The following is a 17,081-nucleotide window of genomic DNA, read 5'->3' as shown; positions in this document are numbered from 1 at the left end:
GCGGGCTTCAGGGGCGCTCGCAGGTCAAGCGCGCCCCATGCTGCGCGCCTGCCAAATGCACCACCAAGGGGACATCCTGACATGAAACTTCGTTATTCGATTGCGGCTAGCCTTATGGCTATCAGCGTCGCAACCGTCGTCGCCGCGCCTGCCCAGGCGCAGCAGATCACGACCGGCATCCAGGGCTTGGTCGCCGACGACAATGGCGCCGCGATCGGCAATGCGACCGTCATCATCACCGACACCCGCACGGGTTCGTCGCGGACGATCGTCACTGGTGCCGACGGACGTTTCGCCGCAACCGGCCTCGTCACCGGCGGGCCTTACGCGATCTCGGTGACCGCCGACGGTTTCGAAGGTCAGACGATCCAGGACGTCAACACCTCGCTGCAGGGCAACACCGACCTGCGCTTCCAGCTCGCGTCGGGCGGCGGCGAAATCGTCGTCACCGGCACCCGCGTGCGCGTCACGCAACTGGCCGTCGGCCCGGGCACCAGCTTCACCGCGGAAGTTCTGGAAACCGCGCCCTCGTTCAACCGCGACATCCGCGATATCATCCGCCTCGACCCGCGCGTCAGCCTCGACCGCGACGACGGCGGCTCGGGCGTCGATCGCATCTCGTGCCTTGGCGCGAACGACCGCGGCAATGCCTTCACCGTCGACGGCATCAGCCAGGGCGACGTTTACGGCCTCAACGACACCGGCTTCTCGTCGCGCAGTTCGACCCCGCTTCCTTATGACGCGGTTCGCGAAACCCAGGTCCAGTTTGCGCCGTTCGACGTCGACTATGGCCAGTTCACCGGCTGCGCCGTCAACGTCGTGACCAAGTCGGGTACGAACGATTATCGTTTCGGCGGCTTCTTCGAATATTCGGATAACGGCATGCGCGGAGACTCGGTCAAGGGTCGCCCAGTCGCGCCGATCAAGCCCGACAAGCGCTGGGGCGCCTGGCTGGGCGCGCCGATCATCAAGGACCGCCTGTTCATTTTCGGCGCCTATGAGCATCAGGAAGCCGGTCAGTCGCAGGACGACGGCCCGGCGGGTGCGAACTACGCCAACCCGCAGGCGGGCATCAACGTCACCCAGTTCAACGAAATCTCACAGGTTCTGAGCGACGTCTACGGGATTGAAACCGGCCCGCTGGTCACCAATCGTCCTTACAAGAACGACCGTTATTTCGTCCGCGCCGACCTGCAGATCAACGATCAGCATCGTCTCGAGGCGACCTATCAGCGGCTTGAGGAATCGGTGATCCGTCCGGACGATCTGTTCACCGGCACCTCGCCGCAGGCGATCGGCCTCAACACCTTCTACGTGAGCGGCACCAAGTCGAACTATTACTCGGGCCGCCTCTATTCGCAGTGGACCGACGAATTCTCGACCGAACTGCGCTATTCGCGGTCGGAGGTGCAGGATCTTCAGGACCCCGTCGGTGGCGGCGAAGCGCAGTCGGGCAGTCCGATTCCGCGTATCATCGTCGGCATCAACAACGCGGCCGGCGCTCCCGGGAGCAATGGTTCGGGAATCAACGGCGCCGTTCTCGCGGGCCCCGGCACCTCGCGGTCGGCCAACGACCTGAAGACCGAAATCGACCAATATCGCGCGGTCGCCAAGCTCGAAAAGGGCGCTCACACGATCAAGGTCGGCGCCGAACTCAATCGCGCCAACCTGTTTAACCTTTTCGTCCAGAATGCGACAGGGACGCTCGTTTTCCGTAGCATCGACGATCTGCGTCAGGGTCTGCTATCGCCGGGCCTCGGCAACAACCAGACGTCGACCACGCCGGCCAACATCGTCGGCGGCCAGACGGAGGGCGCTTTCGGCAACGTCACCGCTACCGGCGACATCAACAGTGCCGCCGCGCAGTTCACGCGCAATCTCTATTCGATCTTCGCGCAGGACGAATGGCAGGTCACCGACGCGCTAAGCGCCGTGGCGGGCGTTCGCGTCGACTGGTACAGCGGCCCCGGGCCGGACTATAATCCGGTGTTCCAGCGTCGTTATGGCATCACCAACACGACCGGGTTCAGCAACCTTGACCCGATCGTGATGCCGCGCCTCGCGCTGACCTATGACATGAACGATTTCGCGGTGTTCAGCCGCGCGCAGCTGCGCGCCGGCGTCGGCATCTTCTCGGGCGGCGACCCGCTAGTGTGGTTTGGGAACGCGTTCCAGAACGACGGCAGCGCCTTTGCGCTCGGCTCGACCCAGGCTGCAGGCTGCCCCGCCGGCCAGATCGACGTCGTCGTCAACGGCCAGTTCACGGGCGTACCGACCTGCTTCCGCAATGCCGCATCGGCAACCGCGGCGGCGAGCCAGGGTTTCACCCAGTCGATCGATCCGAACATCAAGATCCCGTCGGTCCTGCGCGCCAACATTGGTTTCTCGTCGGAACTGAACTTCGCCGAAAGCGGCTTCTTCAGCGGCTGGAAGTTCAACGCCGACTATATCTACAGCAAGTATCGCGACGCCTATACGATCGTCGACCTGTCGCAGGTCCCCGATCCGCGCGCCGGGCGTGCGGCCTTCGCCATCGACGGCCGTCCGATGTATGTGACGATCGATCCGCTCAACGCGGGTTGTACGGCACAGTTGGTGGGCATCACGCCCACGCCGACCTACACCGGCGTCAACGCGGCGTGCTTCACCACGGCACGCGAAGACGAGCTGATGCTGACCAACGGCGGCAGCTTCCGCAGCCACTCGGCGTCGTTCCTGCTGTCGAAAGACTTCGACGGCGGCTTGTTCACCGATACGGGTTCGTCCTATTTCAGCATCGGCTACGCCTATTCGGACTCGCAGGACCGGCGCAACATGTACAACTCCACCGCGGGGTCGAACTATGACCAGACGGCGGCGTTCGACCGTCAGAACCCGGCGGCATCGCGTGGCTTCTACAACAGCCGCCACAACATCACCGTCTCAAGTTCGTTCGAAGAGAAGTTCTTCGGCGATCTGGGTACGCGCATCGGCGCGACCTTCGTTGCACGCTCGGGGCGTCCGTACAGCCTGACCTTCACTGGCTCGGGCGTGTTCGGCGACAGCGCTTCGGGTTCGGACAATGCGCTGGCGTACATCCCGACCGGCGCCAACGACCCGAATGTCTCGCCCCTGTCGACGGCGGGCGTTGCTCAGACGGTTGCCGATTTCGCCAGCAGCCTCGGCTGCGCCAAGGCCTATCTCGGAAGAACGATCGATCGCAACACCTGCTCGAACGACTGGTACTTCGACGTCGACCTGTCCTTCTCGCAGGAACTGCCCGGACCGGGGAACCTGTTCGGCCGCAAGGACAAGATCAAGCTCTACGCCACGATGGACAACTTCCTGAACTTCCTCGACCAGGACTGGAACGTCCAGCGTCGTCGTGACTTCGCGGGCCGTCAGGACATCGCGAACGTTAGCGGCGTCGATGCGCAGGGCCGGTATATCTTCACTAACGCCGCCGGCATCGCCACCTTCGATGCCGACAATGCCATCAACGTCAGTTCGTCGGTCTGGCGTCTGAAGGTCGGCGTGTCGTACGAATTCTGATCGAACGACAAGGCAAAGAATCGGGCGCCGGAAGCAATTCCGGCGCCCTTTTTCTTGCCCGCAAAAGATAAGGAATGCGGCGCGGGGTCGGCGGTTGATTACCCCGTGGCGAGGCGGCGGGCGGTGTCCTGGACCAGCGCGATCATGTTGGGGACGCCCTGCGTGCGGTTCGACGACAGCTGGCGGGTGAGGTCGAAGGGCGCGAGCGCGGCGGCGACGTCCATGGCGGCGACGTCCGCGGCGGGCCTGTCCTGCACCGCGGCGAGGACGAGCGCGACGATCCCCTTGGTGATCGCGGCGTTGCTGTCGGCCAGGAAGTGCAGCCGGCCGTCGTCCTGCGGCACCGGATAGACCCAGACGCTCGCCGAGCAGCCGCGGACCAGCGTCGCATCGGTCTTCAGCGCGTCGGGCATCGGCTCCAGCGCGCGGCCGAGCTCGATCAGCAGGCGATAGCGATCGTCGCCGTCGAGGAAGTCATATTCTTCGAAAATATCGTCGAGGCTGCGCATGGCCGCGCCAGTGGCAGATTTGGGGGGCGGTGGGAAGGGCCTTACCGTCGCCCCGGCGCAGGCGGGGGCCGTTGTCGGTTTCGGTCGGCGCCCCCGTTCCCTGACGCCAGCGGCCCCCGCCTGCGCGGGAGCGACGGACTGTTACAGATCGACCCCCGCGGCGATGGCTTCGAGCTTGCGGAGCCGCTCCTTGAGGTCGGCGATCTCGATCCGCGATCCGGCGTGCGGCACGGTTGCGTCCTGCGCGGGCGGCATTTGGCCGGCCGCGAGTTCCTCGCGCTTGAGCTGGATCCAGTCGCGCCAGCCGCGGAGCGCGACCAGACTGACGATCATCAGGGCGCTGAGCGCCACGGCAGCGGGGATCAGGTTCGTTGCGAGATCAGAAGCAATGTTGGCCATCGTGCGGCTCCTTCTTCGTCACGGGTCTTCAGGGGTGCGACCGGTCGCGCAGGCTTTCGATTTCCTGGTCGAGCGTGACGGCGCGATTGTTGTCGGTGGCAATGCGTTCGAGCACCTGGATGCGGTCCTTGAGCGCGCGGATTTCGGCCTGCAGCGCCTTGGTTTCGGCTTCGTTCGCGGCGGTGTTGGCCACGAAAAACTCGTTGCCGTGGCGGTCGCGGCGGACGCCGTGCTTGGCGCGGATAATGCTGCCGATCGTCACGATGAGGACGATGCCGATGACCATTTCAAACGGGTTCATGGGGAGGATCCTTTCGTCTTGTCTTGTCAGTTCAGCGGCGCGTCGCGCAGCCGTTCGATCTCTTCGGCGACATCGACGCCGCGGTCGGTGGCGATGCGTTCGAGGACGCGGACGCGCGCTTCGAGCCGCTCGGTGTGCGCCGCATATTGTGCGGCCTTCTCGGCGGTCTCGTTCGTGATCGCCTGCAGCTGCCGTTCCTTGAACTTCAGATGGCGCTCATAGGCCGCGAACCCGATCCCGAAGATCACCGGCAGCCCGACCACGATGAAGAAAAAGCCCAGCACAAATCCGCCGCTCATCGCTCAACTCCTCAATTCGCGGGGCGCCGCAGCGCCTCGATCTCGTGGCTCAGCCGGTGGCCCTCGTCGGTGACGATGCGCTCGACGACCGCAAGGCGATCCTTCACCGAGGCAAGCTCGGCGCGAAGCTGGGCGTTCTCCTGGCCGATCAGCTTGACGCGTTCGATCGTCTCGTCGCTCGTCTTGGGATAGATCGCCTTGCCCCAGCTGTTTTCGAGCGGATAGCCGTTCTTGACGCGCAGCCAGGTGGTGAAGACCCATCCGCCGACCCCGGCCAGGCCGATGATCGCGGCGACGGGGGCGAGGGCGTTGATAAAATCGAGGTTCATGGTCTTCTATCCTCTCAGCGCAGCCGGTCGATCTGGTCGGCGAGCTGCGCGGCCCGGCCGCCCTCTTCGGTCGCGATGCGTTCGAGCACCGAGATGCGTTCCTCGAGCCGGCCGATCTGGCCCACGAGCTTCGCATTTTCGTCCGAGAGCAGAGCGATTTTTCGATCAGCGTCGACGTCGGTTCGATGAACCGTGCCGCCCCATTCGTTCTCAATGGGATAGCCGTGCTTGGCGCGGATCCAGGTGGTGAACATCCAGCCGCCGATCGACAGCGCGATGATGGCGAGGACGAAGGTGGGACCACCGAAATTCATATTGCGTCTCCCTGTTGCCTGACGCCCGAAGTCCTGGGGCGCTCCGTTCAGCGGAGCGCGTCGATCTCGTCGGCGAGGCGGCGGTTGTGGCTGGTGTAATAGAGCTCGATGTCGGCGAGCCGGCGGTCGATGTCGCGAAAGCGCGAGCGGATGTCGCGGGTCGAAGCGCTGGGGTTCGAGCGCACGCCCTGCCAGAACTTCGCTTCCTCGTTCGAGCCATAGAGCGCGAAGGGCTTCGGCGTTCCCATCCAGGCGACCATCCAATAGGCGATCAGCGTCCAGGGGAAGCCGCCCATCAGGGTAAGGAGGACCGCGCCGACGCGAACCCAGAGGACGTCGATCCCGCTATAGTCCGCGATCCCGGCGCACACGCCGCTCCATTTGGCGTTCTGCTTGTCGAGGTAGAATTTGGTGCGGCTGGCAGACATCTTCAGTTCCTCCGGCTCGTGCTGTTGTTTTCGAGTTGCGCCAGCTCCTCATCGCTCCGCACCGAGGGGCGGAAATCGGGATGGTCGGCGCTGATGATGCGTTCGACGGTGTGCAGGCGGTTTTCGAGCCGGCGCGCCGTGTCGTATAATTCGTCGAGCAGCTGCTCGTCCTCTCCGGTCAGCGTCTTGGCCTGCTTCCACTTCGTGATGTAGTGGAGGATCAGCCAGGGCAGACCGAGGAAGAGCGTGCCGATGACGATCGGGACAATGATCACTTCTTCCATCGGTCCGGCTCCTTACTTCTTGGCCTGGGCTGCCTTGAGGGCGGCAAGTTCGTCGGCGACCTTGTCGGCCGCCTGCAACTCGGCGATTTCCTCGTCGAGCGACTTTTTGTAGCCAAGACCCAGCGCATCGGCACGGCCTTCGGCCTCGTCCACGCGGCGTTCGAGGATTTCGAAGCGCGAGAAGGCGTCCTCGACGCGGTCGCCGTTGGTCATCTCGCGCAGCTTGTAGCGGTTCTCGGCGCTTTCGAGGCGGTTGACGACGCTCGACTGGCGGGCGCGGGCCTCGCTCAGCTTTTTCTGCAGCTTGGCGATATCGGCCTCATAGCCCTTCAGCGCATCGTCGAGGACGGCGATCTCGGCCTTCAGCTTTTCGGCCATGTCGCCGGCCTTCTGCTTTTCGACGAGCGCGGCGGTGGCGAGGTCTTCGCGGTCCTTCGACAGCGCGAGTTCGGCCTTTTCCTTCCAGCTGTCCTGCAGGCTTTCGAGCTTGGCGATGTGGCGGCGCATTTCCTTCTGGTCCGCGATGGTGCGGGCGGCGGAAGCGCGGACTTCGACGAGCGTTTCGTTCATCTCGAAGATGATCTGGCGGATCATCTTTTCGGGATCTTCCGCGCGGTCGAGCAGGTCGGTGACGTTGGCGGCGATGATGTCGCGGGTTCGTGAGAAAATACCCATTTTGAAACTCCTGTCGAAACTTGGTCCTAAAATGCTGGTGCCGGGGCGGGGCAAGGGGGAGAGTGCCCCGGCACCAGTGTGTCGGTCAGGCCAATTGGCTGACCGCCGGGGTTGCTGCAGCGCTGCCGTAAAGGGCTTGCGGCTGGTCGATCACGCCGACGAAGATGGCCAGCGCTCCGACCGCGCTCAGCGCGAAAGTGGCGGCTTGGGCAAACATCGTCTTCATGGGTTCTACCTTCCTTGTCTCGCTGCACCGGAGCGTCCTGCGCCGGTTCGCAAATAGTATTGCAGGAGGCGTGCCAATTGCGCCGGGCGGCGGAAAACCGCCAAACGTCCCTCGCAAATCGCCGTCCCGCCCGATTTGACTTGCCAATCAGCGGGAATTTTTGCCAATGATTGGGAATGGAGCGCGAAACCCAGTTCATCGGTCAGTCGGCGGCCTTTCAGGACGCGGTCGATCGCGCCAGCCAGGCGGCGGCGCTCGACCGCCCCGTGCTCGTCATCGGCGAGCGCGGGACGGGCAAGGAACTGATCGCCGAGCGCCTCCATCGCCTGTCGTCGCGCTGGGACCGCCCCTATGTGATCATGAACTGCGCCGCGATGCCCGAGACGCTGATCGAGAGCGAGCTGTTCGGGCATGAGGCGGGCGCCTTTACCGGCGCGACCAAGACGCGCGCCGGACGCTTCGAAGAGGCCGACGGCGGCACGCTGTTCCTCGACGAGCTGGCGACGATGTCGATGGGGGCGCAGGAGCGGCTGCTGCGCGCGGTCGAATATGGCGAGGTGACGCGCGTCGGCTCGTCGCGCCCGATCCGGGTCGACGTCCGCATCGTCGCGGCGACCAACGAGCATCTGCCCGCGCTGGTCGACGACAACCGCTTTCGCGCCGACCTGCTGGACCGGCTGTCGTTCGAGGTCATCACCCTGCCCCCCTTGCGCGCGCGCGAAGGCGATATCGAGGTGCTGGCCACCTATTTCGGGCAGCGCATGGCCGCGGTGCTCGGCTGGGACGAATGGCCTGGCTTCGGCCCGCGCGCGCTGGCGGCGATGGAAGGCCACGACTGGCCAGGCAATGTCCGCGAGCTGCGCAACGTCATCGAGCGCGCCATCTATCGCTGGGCCGACCCCGAGCGACCGGTCGACGCGCTGAGCTTCGATCCCTTCGCGAGCCCTTGGCAGCCCGCAGCGCGCAAGGGCGCTGCGAAAGCCGAAAGCGCCGCGCCGGCCACAGCGAACGACGCGGCGCCCGCGGCGCACGCACCGCCGTCCGGTACGGTCAGCGACCTGCGCGCCGCGGTCGACGCCTATGAGAAGCAGATATTGTCCGATACGATGGCGCGTTGCCGCTTCAACCAGAAGGTCGCGGCCGAAGCACTGGGCCTCAGCTACGACCAGATTCGCCATGCGCTGAAAAAGCATGGACTGAATCAATAGTCCCACGCTCTCGTCATGCTGAACTTGTTTCAGCATCCATGGACGGAGCTGTCATCAAACGCTGCGCCGAAGGAAACCGCGGACCATGGACCCTGAAACAAGTTCAGGGTGACGATGGGACTATGCGGTGAGCTTACTCGCCCGGCAGCTGGTCGCTCAGCGCTTGGATGATCGCATCCTGCGCCGACGCCGTATCCGAAATCTTTTCGCGTAGCGCATAGATGTCGGGCAGTCCGTCGACCGCCTCGTCGATGCTGCGTTCGAGATAGAGCCGGTCGATGTCGGCGAGCGCATTGGTCAGCGGCGCGCGCGCCGCGATCAGGCGCGAGATCGCCTGCTGCGCGACGACCCAGCGCTCGCTCGATACCGGCGATCCGGCCGCCGCCGAGACGAGCGAGGCGGTGTTGCCGCGCTCGGCGGCGAAGGCCTGCTGCGCGGCGAGCGCGTCGGCGTCCCAGCGCTGGAGCCGACCCGCCAGATCGGTCGGCAGCGGCCCGGGCGGGGTGACCGCAACGGTCGGCGGCGCGACGTCGAATCGGCCCTCGACCGGCCGTTTGGCGAGCGAAGGCGCGGCTGCGCCGCTGCCCTGCGCCGCGGCGCAGGCCGAAAGCGACAGCGAAAGGGCGACGGAAAAACCGGCCAGGAACAGCGTGCGCGTCATCATGACCTCTGATATGAGCGCCTGCGCATCGCAGCAAGCGCCGAATCGGCGGGTTGGCCACACCGCGCCGTCAGCAGGGCTTTTTCCTTAAAAAGCACGGAAATATGCGGTTGACAGCTCAGGGATTGAACGCTAGTGGCGCTGACTTTCCCGCTTGCCGGAAAATTCGCCTGCTTCGGCGGGTGTCTGGCAGCGCGGGTGTTCTAGTTTCTGATTGGATGGAAGACCATGTTCGCAATCGTGCGCACGGGCGGCAAGCAGTATCGCGTCGCCGCTGGAGACAAGATCGCCGTCGAGAAGATCGAGGGTGAAGCCGGCGACACCGTGTCGCTGGGCGACGTCCTGCTGGCCGGCGACGGCGGCGAGGTGAAGGACGCCAAGGGCCTCACCGTCTCGGCCGAGATCATCGCGCAGACCCGCGGCGAAAAGGTCATCGTCTTCAAGAAGCGCCGCCGGCACAACTATCGTCGCCGCAACGGCCACCGCCAGTCGCTGACGCTGCTGCGCATCCTCGCCGTCGGCGAAGCCAAGAAGGCCGCGCCGAAGAAGGAAGCCGCGCCGAAGGCCGAAGCCGCTCCGGCTGCTGAAGCCGCCGCTGCACCGGCTGCCGAGAAGAAGGCTGCTGCACCGAAGAAGGCCGCTGCGCCCAAGGCCGAAGCTGCCGCCGAAAAGAAGCCCGCTGCCAAGAAGGCGGCCCCCAAGAAGGAAGCCTGAGCGCGGTAACGCAGCTCGGTTCCCCGAACGAGATAAGGAGTTAGGTCATGGCACATAAGAAAGCAGGCGGTTCGTCGCGCAACGGTCGCGACTCGCAGGCCAAGCGCCTTGGCGTGAAGAAGTTCGGCGGTCAGGAAGTGATCGGCGGCAACATCATCGTGCGCCAGCGCGGCACCAAGGTGTACGCGGGCGTCAACGTCGGCATGGGCAAGGATCACACCCTGTTCGCCACCGCCGACGGCCGCGTCCGATTCCACGATGGCAAGCTCGGCCGCAAATATGTGTCGGTCGACGCCATGGCGGAAGCCGCCGAATAAGGGCGATCTTGCACGGGTCGCCCATCAAGGGATGACCCGGAGCTGTCCTTTCCGCTGACGCGGGAACGAAGTTCGAAACGAGGGAGACGGGTCACCCCCGGACTCCCTTTTTTTCTTGCCCGAAATCCGAAGCCGGAATTGAGCCAGGAATTTCAGGCACGAAAACAGGGCCATCCATCTCCCTCCGTATCGAATGTCGTCAAAGCGTCACCATCCGGCGCCAGGGCGACAGGCACTGGGAGTAAAAGACATGTTCGCGCGTACCGAAAGACTGTTGCTGCGGCCCGGCTGGCAGGAAGATGCTCCCGCCCTTGCCCGTGCGATCGGCGAAGAGGCGGTCGTCCGCAATCTGGCGACCGCGCCCTGGCCCTATGGCGAGGAAGAGGCGCAGAAGTTCCTGAGCCTGCCCGTCGATCCCGACCAGCCGCGCTTCCTGATCTTCGCCCGCACCGGCGGCGCCCCGCGCCTCGTCGGCGGCTGCGGCATTTCGCCCAGCCCGGAAGGCGATCTGGAAATGGGTTATTGGATCGCGCGGCCCTATTGGGGTCTCGGCTTCGCGACCGAAGCCGGGCGGCAGCTGCTTCGCATTGCGCGCGCGATGAACCTGCCCAAGCTGTCGGCAGGCCATTTCCTCGACAATCCGGCGTCGGGCGCGGTGCTGCGCAAGCTGGGCTTTCGACCGACCGGCAAGGTCGCGCAACGCTACAGCCTCGCCCGCGGCGGCGAAGCGGCGTGCGCGCTGTTCGAGGAAGGCGAAGGGGACGGCAGCGATGCCGTCACTCCAATGCGCGGCCGCATCGGGGGTGACGATGATTTCCGCCAAGAACTGCGCCTGATGGCGGCTTGAAGAGACGCCTTATCCGAAATGGTGAAAGGCGACTTTGAGGTGGGAAGCGGACGTTCAAAAGCCGTCATGCTGAACTTGTTTCAGCATCCATGGGCTGCGCTCTAATCGGCCGCTGCGTTGAACGAGGCGACGGACCATGGACCCTGAAACAAGTTCAGGGTGACGATGAAAGAGATGTCGCCTTCCGGTCGCTAGCGGACGATCCTTGGCAGGCTACCCCCGCAGCTTCCCCGCCATCCCGATAATGTCGTCGAGCGGATTGCCGTCGCCGTCGAGGTCGAGCATCTTGCCGAGGCCGCCCAGACCACCGGCACTGCCCCCGCTGCCTGCGAGCACGCTGCCGAGCATTCCGCCGAGCCCGCCGCTCGTATCGCTGCCGCCCAAGGCGCCGCCGATCAGGTCGCCCAAACCGCCGCCGCTCTCGCTGCCCTGTTTTGCCATATAGCCCGCAACCATCATCGCGAGGATCGGCAGCATCTTCTTGAGCAGCCCCGAATCGAGCCCGGTCTGAGCGGCGGCGTGGCCGGCGACGTCGCGGCTGACTTCCTTCGACCCGAAAATCTGACCAAGCACGTCATTGCCTTGATCGACCGGCGTCGGCTGCGATCCGAGCACCGAGTCGAGCAGCCCGCCGCCGCCGAGCTGGCCGAGCAGACCGCCCAACCCCTCGATGCCGCCGCCGCCCTGCGCCTGTTTCTTGAACCCGCCGAGGATCGCGGGCAGCAATGCTTCGGCGCCCTGCTTCGCGATTGCGGGCGGCACCCCCAGCTCCTTCGCCATGGATTCGATGCCGCCGGCCTGCGCCAATATGTCGGTCAGATTCATGAAAGGTCTCCCGCTGCGGCACGAGATCGAAACATGCCGATGCACATCATCCTACGCGCCCGAAGGGCGGAGCACGAGCGGTTCATTTCACTGTCATTCTCAAATGCCTAGGTCCATCCTGCGGCCCGGCGACTCGCTCTTTCGGGCACGGGCCGCGCATCTAGTGGGAGCAGAATCATGAGCATTTTCGGCAAGATCAAGGACGCGATTTTCGGCAAGAAGGCGGTTGCCGCCGAACCCGCGGCGCCTGCGGCGCCGAGCCCCATCGGCGCGGCCCTCGACGCCGCGACCAGCGCGATGGCCACCGCGGCGGCGACCCCTGCACCGATCAGCGACGTCGATGTCGAGGCGATCCTGTCGGCAGAAGCCGCCAACGCCGGCCAGAAGCTCAACTGGCGCACCTCGATTGTCGACCTGATGAAGCTGCTCGACATCGACTCGAGCCTCGCCAACCGCAAGGAGCTGGCGACCGAGCTCGGCTATACCGGCGCGCTCGACGGCAGCGCCGAAATGAACATCTGGCTGCACAAGGCGGTGATGCGCGAACTCGCGGCGAACGGCGGCAAGGTGCCCGCCGACCTGACCGACTGATGGACGGTCGATAATTTTCGACGGGGGTCGGGAAGGCGTGGGCTTTCCCGGCCCCTTTTCGTTGACCGGCGCGTCGGCGTGCCTAGACAGGTTTCAACCGAAACAAAGTCGCGCAAGGGAGCCGCCCCCGTGTCCAATATGCTTTCCACCCCCGTCAGCCGCCGCCAGACGCTCGCCACGCTCGGCGCCGGCGCCGCGGGCATCGCCATCGCCGCGCCGGCGGCCGCCGAAACCGTCGCAGCCGCCACGTCGGCGAAATCACCCGCCGGCACGCTGCTCGACTCCATCGCGGACAATCTGCTCAAACTGTCGCCCGAGAGCGCGACCGGACTGGGCATCGACACGGGCGACCGCGCCGCGATGCGCGCCCAGCTCGGCGACCGCTCGGCGGCAGGCCAGGCGGCGGTTGCCAATACGCTGAAGGCCGACGTCGCGCGCATCCGCGCATTCAAGACCGACGGGCTCGACTATGCGACGCGCACCAGCCTGGCGGTCGTCGACAGCGCGTACAGCGTCGCGATCGACGGCTTTGCGCTGCCCTATGGCGACGTCGCGGTCGGCGGCTGGCGCAACACGCCCTATGTCGTGATCCAGAATGTCGGCGCCTATCTCGACGTCCCGAAATTCCTCGACAGCGATCATCCGGTCAAGAACGCCGCCGATGCCGAGGCCTATCTGTCGCGCCTCAACGCCTTTCCCGGCGTCCTAGACGGCGAGACCGAACGCCTCAAGGCCGCAGGCGGCCTGGGCCTGATCGCCCCGGCCTTTCTGATCGACAAGGCGGTCAAGCAGCTCGAAGCGACCGTTGCCGACGCGAAGGCCGGCGGATCGATGGTCGAAAGCCTCGTCCGCCGTACCGGCGAGGCGAAGATCGGCGGCGACTGGAACGCGCGCTCGTCGAAGATCGTGCAGGGGCCGGTCGCGGCGGCGCTCGAACGCCAGCTCGCCGAGCTGAAGGCGCAGCGGCCCAAGGCGACGATGGACGCGGGCATGTGGGCGCGGCCGCATGGCGACGAATTCTACGCCTGGGCACTCCGCGCCTCGACGACGACGCGCATGACCCCCGACGAGGTGCATGCGATGGGCCGCGAACAGCTTGCCGACCTGCACGGGCGGATGGACCCGATCCTGCGCAAGCTCGGCTACACCAATGGCTCGGTCGGCGACCGGATGAACGAGCTGGCGAAGGACCCGCGCTTCAAATTCCCCGACAATGATCAGGGCCGCGCCGAGATCGTCGCCTATATCCAGACCTGGCTCGGCAAGATCCGGGCGCAGTTGCCGCGTGCCTTCCGCACTTTGGTGAAGGGCAATGTCGAGGTGAAGCGTCTGCCGCTCGCCGAGGAACCCGGCGCGCCCGCGGCCTATGGCGGCGCGGGATCGATCGACGGCAGCATTCCCGGACGCTTCTGGATCAACCTGCGCACGACCGAGTTGCACAGCAAATATTCGCTGCCCGATTTGACGATGCACGAAGCGATTCCCGGCCATGCGTGGCAGGGCGAATATGCGCATTCGATGCCGCTGATCCGCACGATGCTGGCGTTCAACGCCTATTCGGAAGGGTGGGCGCTCTATGCCGAGCAGCTCGCCGACGAGCTTGGCCTGTACGACGATTTCGAGGTCGGGCGTCTGGGCTATCTCCAGTCGCTGGCGTTCCGCGCCTGCCGCCTGGTGGTCGACACCGGCATCCACGCCAAGCGCTGGACGCGCGAGCAGGGCGTCGACTTCTTCGTCAAGGAGAATGGCTCGAACCCGCTGGAGGTCGCGAGCGAGATCGACCGCTATTGCAGCTGGGTCGGCCAGGCGTGCGGTTACAAGGTCGGACACAGCGAAATCGTCCGCCAGCGCGGGCTGGCGCAGGCGGCGCTGGGGGCGAAATACGACCTCCGCGACTTCGACGACACGGTGGTCAAGGGCGGCAACGTCCCGCTCGACGTGCTCGCGAAGAATGTCGACGAATATATCGCGGGGGGGAAGGGTTAGAACTCAGGCCCCCGCTCACTGTCATCGTCACCCCGGGCTTGACCCGGGGTCCGCCTTCCGTTGTGCCAATGGCAGCGGATCGAAACCGAAGTCCTCCGCCAGATCGCGCCATGTCGGATTCATCGCGTTGATCAGGTCATATTTCCACGGCCTCAGCCATCGCTTGACCCGCTTCTCGCGCAGGATCGCCGTGTCCATCGTCGCGTGCATCTCGAACCAGACGAGGCGCTTGATGCCATAGTCCTTGGTGAAGCTTTCGAAGGCCTCTGTCCGATGTTGGTATATGCGCTGAACGAGGTTCGACGTGACGCCGGTATAGAAGGTGCCGTGCGACGAGCGCGCAAGGATATAGACGCACGGCAGCTTTTCCATTGGCGGAGATGAAGAAAAGGCGGACCCCGGGTCAAGCCCGGGGTGACGGGAAATGGTCCGTTTTGCTCCAAACTCTCGTCATCGCCGACTTGATCGGATATCCGCCTCCGCCGTTACGGCAAAGGCATCAGATCGGGCTCCACGAACCCGCGCCGCGCCGGAACCGAGAACAGCAACTCGCGGCTGTAGAAGCGCAGCGGCCAGTCGCGACGGCCGACGTCCGAGCGCAGCATGGCGTTGACGCGGGCCGACAGCCCGGTCTCGGCGGTTTCGGAAAGGAAGAGCCGCACGCCCGCGACATAGGCGCGCGTGATGCTGTCGTGATAGCCCTGCGTGTCGTCGTTCACGCCGCCGACGCTCTCGTTGTAGCGGCTGATGATCGTCGCGATCTCGGCGTCGATGTCGATGTCGGGGCGCTCGCTGACGAGCCACAGGCACGCGCCGAGATGCGCCTCGTGCGTCCATGCCTCGCGCGGCAGCGTGCGCGCGAGCAGGCCTTCGCCGATCGCGCGGATATCGGAATCGCGCTCGAACAGGCGCGGTGAGTAGTCGGTAGTCATTGTCCGGTCCTTCCGGGTGAGTGAGCACCCGGAAGCGATCCGGGTCAATTATGCTGCGACGGCCGCCTGCGGCGCGGCTTGGCGGACGCCCTCGTCGACATGCTCCGCAAATTGCGCGAAATTGTCGATGAACTGGCCGACCAGCGTTTGCGCGGTGCGGTCATAGGCGGCCTTGTCGGCCCACGCTTCGCGCGGGTCGAGCAGCGCGCTGTCGACGCCCGGGACCGCCACCGGCACCAGGAAGCCGAAGTTCGGGTCCTTGCGGAATTCGGCGTCGTTGAGGCTGCCGTCGAGCGCGGCGTTGAGCAGCGCGCGCGTGGCCTTGATCGGCATGCGCTTGATGCCGTCCATCGTCGCCATGCCGCCGGTCCAGCCGGTGTTGACGAGCCAGCATTGGACGCCGCCCTTGGCGATGCGCTCCTTGAGCAAATTGCCATAGACCGACGGGTGGCGCGGCATGAAGGGCGCGCCGAAGCAGGTCGAGAAGGTCGCCTCGGGTTCGGTCACGCCGATCTCGGTGCCGGCGACGCGCGCGGTGTAGCCCGACAGGAAGTGATACATCGCCTGGTCGGGGGTCAGCTTCGCGATCGGGGGCAGCACGCCATAGGCGTCGGCGGTGAGCATAATGATGTTGGTCGGCACCGGCCCCATATTCTGTTCCGACGTGTTCGGAATGAAGTCGATCGGGTACGAACCGCGGCTGTTCTCGGCCAGCGTCGCATCGTCGAAGTCGAGTTCGCGCGTTTCGGGGTCCATCACGACATTTTCGAGCACGGTGCCGAAGCGCTTGGTGGTCGCGAAAATCTCGGGCTCCGCCTCGGGCGAGAGGCGGATCATCTTGGCGTAGCACCCGCCCTCGAAATTGAAGACCGCGGTGTCCGACCAGCCATGCTCGTCGTCGCCGATCAGCGTGCGCGAGGCGTCGGCCGACAAGGTGGTCTTGCCGGTGCCGCTGAGGCCGAAGAAGACCGCTGTGTCGCCATTGGCGCCGATATTCGCCGAACAATGCATCGGCATGACGCCCTTCACGGGAAGCAGATAGTTGAGGATGCCGAAGACCGACTTCTTCATCTCGCCCGCATATTGCGTGCCGCCGATCAGGATCAGCTTTTCGCTGAAATTGACCGCGATCACCGTTTCGGTGCGCGTGCCGTGCTTCGCCGGATCGGCGCGGAAGCTCGGCAGGTCGATGATCGTATATTCGGCCGCGAACGCCGCGAGCTCCGCCGCGGTCGGGCGGCAGAGCAGCGTGCGGATGAACTGGCTGTGCCAGGCGAATTCGGTGACGACCTGCACGCCGACGCGATGCTCGGGCTGCGAGCCGCCGAACAGCTGCTGGCGATAGAGGCGCGGACGCTCGGCGAGGTGCGCGAGGAAATCGGCCTTGAGCGCGGCAAAATGGTCGGGCGTCATCGGGACGTTGGTCTTGCCCCACCAGATGGTGTCGCGCGTCTGGTCATCCTGGACGATGAACTTGTCCTTGGCGCTGCGCCCGGTGTGCTTGCCGGTCTGGACGACCAGCGGGCCATCCTTGGCGAGCAGGCCTTCGCCGTTCCGAATGGCATCCTCGATCAGGGCGGACGTGCCAAGGTTTTCGGCGACCTCCGCCTTCGTATCGACGGTCACATCGCCGAGCAGAACCTTCGTCATTTGCCTTCGCCTTTCCTCTGTCCCGCCCGCATCCTTGCATAGGTATGCAACGCGC

The 17,081-nt window shown here is 65.2% G+C and carries 22 protein-coding genes; 7 read left to right on the top strand and 15 right to left on the bottom strand.

All coding sequences use genetic code 11. The features are described from left to right. Positions 1–114: 114 nt before the first annotated feature. Positions 115–3,531 carry a TonB-dependent receptor gene (locus ATE67_RS07770; protein WP_231728081.1) on the top strand — a complete coding sequence of 1,139 codons (3,417 nt, stop codon included), beginning with the start codon at positions 115–117 and terminating at the stop codon, positions 3,529–3,531. Positions 3,532–3,629: 98 nt separating this feature from the next. On the opposite strand, the gene ATE67_RS07765 is transcribed toward ATE67_RS07770, so the two are convergent. The 10 genes from ATE67_RS07765 to ATE67_RS21355 form a co-directional block, all read right to left on the bottom strand. After that, on the bottom strand, positions 3,630–4,040 hold the full coding sequence (locus ATE67_RS07765) for a SufE family protein (protein ID WP_058816146.1): 411 nt from the start codon (positions 4,038–4,040) through the stop codon (positions 3,630–3,632). 141 nt (positions 4,041–4,181) lie between these two features. Continuing rightward, positions 4,182–4,439, bottom strand: coding sequence for a hypothetical protein (locus ATE67_RS07760; protein WP_058816145.1), 258 nt, complete (start codon positions 4,437–4,439; stop codon positions 4,182–4,184). Positions 4,440–4,467: 28 nt separating this feature from the next. Next, a complete protein-coding gene (locus tag ATE67_RS07755) occupies positions 4,468–4,740 on the bottom strand; it encodes a hypothetical protein (RefSeq protein WP_058816144.1) in 273 nt (90 codons plus the stop codon). 26 nt (positions 4,741–4,766) lie between these two features. After that, complete coding sequence (locus tag ATE67_RS07750; RefSeq protein ID WP_058816143.1) at positions 4,767–5,039, bottom strand: hypothetical protein; 273 nt, start codon at positions 5,037–5,039, stop codon at positions 4,767–4,769. Between the two features lie 11 nt (positions 5,040–5,050). Then, entirely contained in the window at positions 5,051–5,368 is a 318-nt protein-coding gene (locus ATE67_RS07745) for a hypothetical protein (RefSeq protein WP_058816142.1), read from the bottom strand. A gap of 14 nt (positions 5,369–5,382) precedes the next feature. Next, positions 5,383–5,682 carry a hypothetical protein gene (locus tag ATE67_RS07740; protein WP_058816141.1) on the bottom strand — a complete coding sequence of 100 codons (300 nt, stop codon included), beginning with the start codon at positions 5,680–5,682 and terminating at the stop codon, positions 5,383–5,385. 47 nt (positions 5,683–5,729) lie between these two features. After that, positions 5,730–6,110, bottom strand: a complete 381-nt coding sequence (pspC, locus tag ATE67_RS07735; protein WP_054731198.1) for an envelope stress response membrane protein PspC — start codon at positions 6,108–6,110, stop codon at positions 5,730–5,732. 2 nt (positions 6,111–6,112) lie between these two features. Next, positions 6,113–6,394, bottom strand: coding sequence for an envelope stress response membrane protein PspB (pspB, locus tag ATE67_RS07730; RefSeq protein WP_058455010.1), 282 nt, complete (start codon positions 6,392–6,394; stop codon positions 6,113–6,115). Between the two features lie 12 nt (positions 6,395–6,406). Beyond that, positions 6,407–7,069, bottom strand: coding sequence for a phage shock protein PspA (gene pspA / locus ATE67_RS07725; protein WP_058816140.1), 663 nt, complete (start codon positions 7,067–7,069; stop codon positions 6,407–6,409). Between the two features lie 85 nt (positions 7,070–7,154). Next, the gene (locus ATE67_RS21355; RefSeq protein WP_156416946.1) at positions 7,155–7,295 is read right to left on the bottom strand and encodes a hypothetical protein; all 141 of its coding nucleotides are present in this window, start codon (positions 7,293–7,295) and stop codon (positions 7,155–7,157) included. Positions 7,296–7,471: 176 nt separating this feature from the next. On the opposite strand from ATE67_RS21355, the gene pspF reads away from it, so the two are divergent. Continuing rightward, positions 7,472–8,503, top strand: a complete 1,032-nt coding sequence (gene pspF / locus ATE67_RS07720; protein WP_058816139.1) for a phage shock protein operon transcriptional activator — start codon at positions 7,472–7,474, stop codon at positions 8,501–8,503. Between the two features lie 133 nt (positions 8,504–8,636). Here the strand turns inward: pspF and ATE67_RS07715 are convergent, their stop codons facing one another. Further along, a complete protein-coding gene (locus ATE67_RS07715; protein ID WP_231728080.1) occupies positions 8,637–9,167 on the bottom strand; it encodes a hypothetical protein in 531 nt (176 codons plus the stop codon). 225 nt (positions 9,168–9,392) lie between these two features. Here ATE67_RS07715 and rplU point away from each other — a divergent pair, with 225 nt between their 5' ends. The 3 genes from rplU (at position 9,393) to ATE67_RS07700 (ending at position 11,042) form a co-directional block, all read left to right on the top strand. After that, positions 9,393–9,878 carry a 50S ribosomal protein L21 gene (gene rplU / locus ATE67_RS07710; protein ID WP_058816138.1) on the top strand — a complete coding sequence of 162 codons (486 nt, stop codon included), beginning with the start codon at positions 9,393–9,395 and terminating at the stop codon, positions 9,876–9,878. 47 nt (positions 9,879–9,925) lie between these two features. After that, entirely contained in the window at positions 9,926–10,195 is a 270-nt protein-coding gene (gene rpmA, locus ATE67_RS07705) for a 50S ribosomal protein L27 (RefSeq protein ID WP_058455005.1), read from the top strand. 250 nt (positions 10,196–10,445) lie between these two features. Further along, positions 10,446–11,042 (top strand): GNAT family N-acetyltransferase, encoded by a 597-nt coding sequence (locus ATE67_RS07700; RefSeq protein WP_058816137.1) that lies wholly within the window; start codon positions 10,446–10,448, stop codon positions 11,040–11,042. 213 nt (positions 11,043–11,255) lie between these two features. Here the strand turns inward: ATE67_RS07700 and ATE67_RS07695 are convergent, their stop codons facing one another. Continuing rightward, the gene (locus ATE67_RS07695; protein WP_058816136.1) at positions 11,256–11,867 is read right to left on the bottom strand and encodes a DUF937 domain-containing protein; all 612 of its coding nucleotides are present in this window, start codon (positions 11,865–11,867) and stop codon (positions 11,256–11,258) included. Between the two features lie 177 nt (positions 11,868–12,044). On the opposite strand from ATE67_RS07695, the gene ATE67_RS07690 reads away from it, so the two are divergent. Continuing rightward, positions 12,045–12,458 carry a DUF3597 domain-containing protein gene (locus tag ATE67_RS07690; protein ID WP_058816135.1) on the top strand — a complete coding sequence of 138 codons (414 nt, stop codon included), beginning with the start codon at positions 12,045–12,047 and terminating at the stop codon, positions 12,456–12,458. 138 nt (positions 12,459–12,596) lie between these two features. After that, complete coding sequence (locus ATE67_RS07685) at positions 12,597–14,444, top strand: DUF885 domain-containing protein (protein WP_058816134.1); 1,848 nt, start codon at positions 12,597–12,599, stop codon at positions 14,442–14,444. A gap of 27 nt (positions 14,445–14,471) precedes the next feature. On the opposite strand, the gene ATE67_RS07680 is transcribed toward ATE67_RS07685, so the two are convergent. The 3 genes from ATE67_RS07680 to ATE67_RS07670 all read right to left on the bottom strand — a co-directional run bounded on the left by ATE67_RS07680 (position 14,472) and on the right by ATE67_RS07670 (position 17,026). Further along, positions 14,472–14,816, bottom strand: coding sequence for a GIY-YIG nuclease family protein (locus ATE67_RS07680; protein WP_058816133.1), 345 nt, complete (start codon positions 14,814–14,816; stop codon positions 14,472–14,474). Positions 14,817–14,929: 113 nt separating this feature from the next. After that, complete coding sequence (locus ATE67_RS07675) at positions 14,930–15,376, bottom strand: hypothetical protein (protein WP_058816132.1); 447 nt, start codon at positions 15,374–15,376, stop codon at positions 14,930–14,932. 48 nt (positions 15,377–15,424) lie between these two features. Beyond that, positions 15,425–17,026: a phosphoenolpyruvate carboxykinase gene (locus ATE67_RS07670; RefSeq protein ID WP_058816131.1), complete on the bottom strand. Its 1,602-nt coding sequence runs from the start codon at positions 17,024–17,026 to the stop codon at positions 15,425–15,427. Positions 17,027–17,081: the final 55 nt, after the last annotated feature.

It is taken from the genome of Sphingopyxis sp. H050 (assembly GCF_001468265.1).
GTDB lineage: Bacteria > Pseudomonadota > Alphaproteobacteria > Sphingomonadales > Sphingomonadaceae > Sphingopyxis.
This window is presented reverse-complemented; position numbering and strand designations above follow the sequence as displayed.

Bases quoted from the DNA above. Each gene is read 5' to 3' on its own strand.
- ATE67_RS07770 (WP_231728081.1), top strand. From the start codon at position 115: ATGGCTATCAGCGTCGCAACCGTCGTCGCCGCGCCTGCCCAGGCGCAG.
- ATE67_RS07765 (WP_058816146.1), bottom strand. From the start codon at position 4,040: ATGCGCAGCCTCGACGATATTTTCGAAGAATATGACTTCCTCGACGGC.
- ATE67_RS07760 (WP_058816145.1), bottom strand. From the start codon at position 4,439: ATGGCCAACATTGCTTCTGATCTCGCAACGAACCTGATCCCCGCTGCC.
- ATE67_RS07755 (WP_058816144.1), bottom strand. From the start codon at position 4,740: ATGAACCCGTTTGAAATGGTCATCGGCATCGTCCTCATCGTGACGATC.
- ATE67_RS07750 (WP_058816143.1), bottom strand. From the start codon at position 5,039: ATGAGCGGCGGATTTGTGCTGGGCTTTTTCTTCATCGTGGTCGGGCTG.
- ATE67_RS07745 (WP_058816142.1), bottom strand. From the start codon at position 5,368: ATGAACCTCGATTTTATCAACGCCCTCGCCCCCGTCGCCGCGATCATC.
- ATE67_RS07740 (WP_058816141.1), bottom strand. From the start codon at position 5,682: ATGAATTTCGGTGGTCCCACCTTCGTCCTCGCCATCATCGCGCTGTCG.
- pspC (WP_054731198.1), bottom strand. From the start codon at position 6,110: ATGTCTGCCAGCCGCACCAAATTCTACCTCGACAAGCAGAACGCCAAA.
- pspB (WP_058455010.1), bottom strand. From the start codon at position 6,394: ATGGAAGAAGTGATCATTGTCCCGATCGTCATCGGCACGCTCTTCCTC.
- pspA (WP_058816140.1), bottom strand. From the start codon at position 7,069: ATGGGTATTTTCTCACGAACCCGCGACATCATCGCCGCCAACGTCACC.
- ATE67_RS21355 (WP_156416946.1), bottom strand. From the start codon at position 7,295: ATGAAGACGATGTTTGCCCAAGCCGCCACTTTCGCGCTGAGCGCGGTC.
- pspF (WP_058816139.1), top strand. From the start codon at position 7,472: ATGGAGCGCGAAACCCAGTTCATCGGTCAGTCGGCGGCCTTTCAGGAC.
- ATE67_RS07715 (WP_231728080.1), bottom strand. From the start codon at position 9,167: ATGATGACGCGCACGCTGTTCCTGGCCGGTTTTTCCGTCGCCCTTTCG.
- rplU (WP_058816138.1), top strand. From the start codon at position 9,393: ATGTTCGCAATCGTGCGCACGGGCGGCAAGCAGTATCGCGTCGCCGCT.
- rpmA (WP_058455005.1), top strand. From the start codon at position 9,926: ATGGCACATAAGAAAGCAGGCGGTTCGTCGCGCAACGGTCGCGACTCG.
- ATE67_RS07700 (WP_058816137.1), top strand. From the start codon at position 10,446: ATGTTCGCGCGTACCGAAAGACTGTTGCTGCGGCCCGGCTGGCAGGAA.
- ATE67_RS07695 (WP_058816136.1), bottom strand. From the start codon at position 11,867: ATGAATCTGACCGACATATTGGCGCAGGCCGGCGGCATCGAATCCATG.
- ATE67_RS07690 (WP_058816135.1), top strand. From the start codon at position 12,045: ATGAGCATTTTCGGCAAGATCAAGGACGCGATTTTCGGCAAGAAGGCG.
- ATE67_RS07685 (WP_058816134.1), top strand. From the start codon at position 12,597: ATGCTTTCCACCCCCGTCAGCCGCCGCCAGACGCTCGCCACGCTCGGC.
- ATE67_RS07680 (WP_058816133.1), bottom strand. From the start codon at position 14,816: ATGGAAAAGCTGCCGTGCGTCTATATCCTTGCGCGCTCGTCGCACGGC.
- ATE67_RS07675 (WP_058816132.1), bottom strand. From the start codon at position 15,376: ATGACTACCGACTACTCACCGCGCCTGTTCGAGCGCGATTCCGATATC.
- ATE67_RS07670 (WP_058816131.1), bottom strand. From the start codon at position 17,026: ATGACGAAGGTTCTGCTCGGCGATGTGACCGTCGATACGAAGGCGGAG.